The sequence below is a fragment of the Rhodococcus sp. EPR-134 genome (assembly GCF_001647205.1).
GTDB lineage: Bacteria > Actinomycetota > Actinomycetes > Mycobacteriales > Mycobacteriaceae > Rhodococcus_F > Rhodococcus_F qingshengii.
Map to the genome: position 1 here is coordinate 1 of NZ_LVCT01000290.1, position 2752 is coordinate 2752.

The following is a 2752-nucleotide window of genomic DNA, read 5'->3' on the forward strand; positions in this document are numbered from 1 at the left end:
AGCCGATTTCCGCGCTTCCGTCGAGGTTCCCTTGGATGTCGACGGCGCACGCAAGATCTTCAAGCTCGTCGACGCGCTCGAAGATTCTGACGACGTGCAGAACGTCTACACCAACATCGATCTTTCCGACGAGGTTCTCGCGGCTCTCGAAGACTGATTGTTTTTCAACTCAACCCGGTCCTGACGTCCGCGTCCGGGCCGGGTTGCGTGTTGATGCGGGGTAGTAGTCCCGCGCACCGCTAAGCTATCGAACAGCTGTTCGGTATGGAGAGGTGTGACAAGTGCGCGTGCTCGGAGTGGACCCAGGCTTGACTCGCTGCGGGTTGGGAGTGGTCGACGGGAGCAACGGCAGGAAAGTGCGCCCCATTGCGGTCGACGTGGTGCGGACTCCGGCCGAGATGGACCTCGGTTCTCGGCTTCTGCGGATCTCCGATGCGGCTGAACTGTGGATCGAGCAGTACAAGCCGGAGGTGGTCGCGATCGAGCGCGTGTTCGCGCAGCACAACGTCAGTACCGCGATGGGGACGGCGCAAGCAGGCGGAGTTGTCGCGCTCGCTGCCGCCAGACGCGGCATTCCGGTGTGTTTCCACACGCCCAGCGAGGTGAAGGCCGCCGTCACCGGCAGCGGTAACGCCGACAAGGCGCAGGTCACTGCGATGGTGACGCGAATTCTGAATTTGAAGACGGCGCCGAAACCGGCTGACGCTGCCGACGCTCTGGCGCTGGCGATCTGTCACTGCTGGCGAGCACCGATGATCGAGCGGATGGCCCGCGCCGAGGCGATGGCCGCTGAACAAATGCGTAAGTATCAGGCAAAATTGGCCGAGACGAAGAAGGCAGGTTCACGATGATCGCGTCGGTACGCGGCGAGGTACTCGATATTGCGCTCGATCACGCGGTCATCGAAGCGTCAGGTGTCGGCTATCGGGTCAATGCCACCCCGGTGACTCTCGGTGCGCTGCACCGGGGAAGCGAAGCGCGACTGTTCACGACGATGATCGTTCGCGAAGACTCGATGACGCTGTACGGTTTTTCCGATACCGAGTCGAAGGACCTGTTCAGCCTCCTGCAGACGGTTTCCGGAGTCGGACCGCGCCTGGCGATGGCAACTCTTGCAGTTCTCGAACCGGACGCGCTGCGGCGGGCGCTCTCGGAAGGCAACCTGACGGCGTTGACGAGGGTCCCCGGTATCGGAAAACGCGGCGCCGAGCGCATGGTTGTCGAACTGCGCGACAAGGTCGACGCCGTCGCGACGACGGCCGGCGCGGCGTCCGGTGTCGTCGTCGGCAGTTCGATCCGTGATCAGATCGTCGAGGCTCTCGAAGGTCTGGGCTTCCCGATCAAGCAGGCTGAGCAGGCCACGGATTCGGTTCTGGCGGAATCGCCCGAGGCCACCACGTCGGTCGCACTGCGTTCTGCTCTGTCGCTGCTCGGTAAGACTCGATGAACTTCGACCCGATCGACGATTTCGACGACGAGTCGCAGGTCTCTGCCGAATTGGTGGCGGGAGACGGTGATGTCGAAGCGAGTCTGCGCCCCAAGAGTCTCGACGACTTCATCGGTCAACCTCGTGTTCGCGAACAACTGCAGCTCGTGCTCACCGGAGCAAAACTTCGTGGCAGCACGCCTGATCACATCCTGATGTCCGGTCCCCCCGGGCTCGGCAAGACGTCGATGGCGATGATCATCGCGGGGGAGTTGGGCTCTTCTCTGCGGTTGACGTCCGGACCGGCGCTCGAACGCGCCGGAGACCTGGCTGCGATGCTGAGCAACCTCGTCGAGGGCGACGTGTTGTTCATCGACGAGATTCACCGAATCGCTCGTCCGGCCGAGGAGATGTTGTACCTGGCCATGGAAGACTTCCGTGTCGACGTCGTCGTCGGTAAGGGGCCGGGCGCCACGTCGATTCCTCTGGAGGTTGCACCGTTCACGCTGGTCGGTGCGACTACGCGGTCGGGTGCGCTGACCGGTCCGTTACGCGACCGCTTCGGGTTCACCGCTCACATGGATTTCTACGAACCCGAAGAGCTGCAACAGATTCTGATGCGTTCGGCCGGAATTCTGGGCGTCGATCTCGAAGTTGACGCCGGTGCCGAAATCGCACGACGCGCGCGGGGGACACCGCGTATCGCGAACCGATTGCTGCGCCGGGTTCGCGACTTCGCCGAGGTGCGCGCCGACGGAATCGTCACCATGGACGTCGCTCAGGCGGCCTTGGCCGTCTACGACGTGGACCAGTTGGGCTTGGACCGTCTCGACCGTTCGGTACTGAGTGCTTTGGTGCGTTCGTTCGGCGGCGGGCCCGTCGGCGTGTCGACGCTTGCGGTGGCCGTCGGCGAGGAACCGTCGACGGTGGAAGAAGTGTGCGAGCCGTTCCTGGTCCGGGCCGGAATGATCGCCCGGACGCCGCGAGGACGTGTGGCTACCGCCGCTGCCTGGACTCAACTCGGAATGACACCGCCGCCGGATGCCGCAGCGGGCGGTATCGAGGTTCGTGTCAACGAACCGCAGGCCACGTTGTTCGATCCGAACGGCGAGTGAATTTCGACTGGAAAGGCCTACTTGAACGGCCGATCTGTCAGGAATCCTCAGCAACTAATGGCACACTGGTGTATTGCGTAGGTCCATCCGGGACCATCGCGGCGTAAAACGTGCAACACAACCGAGGTTGATCAACACATGTCGAGTTTGCTTTTCCCCCTCTTGATCCTCGCACTGCTGGTGCCCATGTTCCTGGGCATGCGCAAGCAGA

General features: G+C 62.8%; 4 protein-coding genes. All 4 read left to right on the top strand.

Annotated elements, in window-relative coordinates; genetic code table 11:
* Window positions 1-157, top strand: a 157-nt coding sequence (locus tag A2J01_RS13285; RefSeq protein ID WP_197494218.1) for a YebC/PmpR family DNA-binding transcriptional regulator, incomplete at its 5' end; no start/stop codon positions are given.
* A 124-nt stretch (window positions 158-281) separates the two neighbouring features.
* Window positions 282-851 carry a crossover junction endodeoxyribonuclease RuvC gene (ruvC, locus tag A2J01_RS13290; RefSeq protein ID WP_003943325.1) on the top strand — a complete coding sequence of 190 codons (570 nt, stop codon included), beginning with the start codon at window positions 282-284 and terminating at the stop codon, window positions 849-851.
* On the top strand, window positions 848-1447 hold the full coding sequence (gene ruvA, locus A2J01_RS13295) for a Holliday junction branch migration protein RuvA (RefSeq protein WP_007732953.1): 600 nt from the start codon (window positions 848-850) through the stop codon (window positions 1445-1447). The genes ruvC and ruvA overlap by 4 nt, the downstream gene beginning before the upstream one ends.
* A complete protein-coding gene (gene ruvB / locus A2J01_RS13300; RefSeq protein WP_064112872.1) occupies window positions 1444-2541 on the top strand; it encodes a Holliday junction branch migration DNA helicase RuvB in 1098 nt (365 codons plus the stop codon). The genes ruvA and ruvB overlap by 4 nt, the downstream gene beginning before the upstream one ends.
* Window positions 2542-2752: the final 211 nt, after the last annotated feature.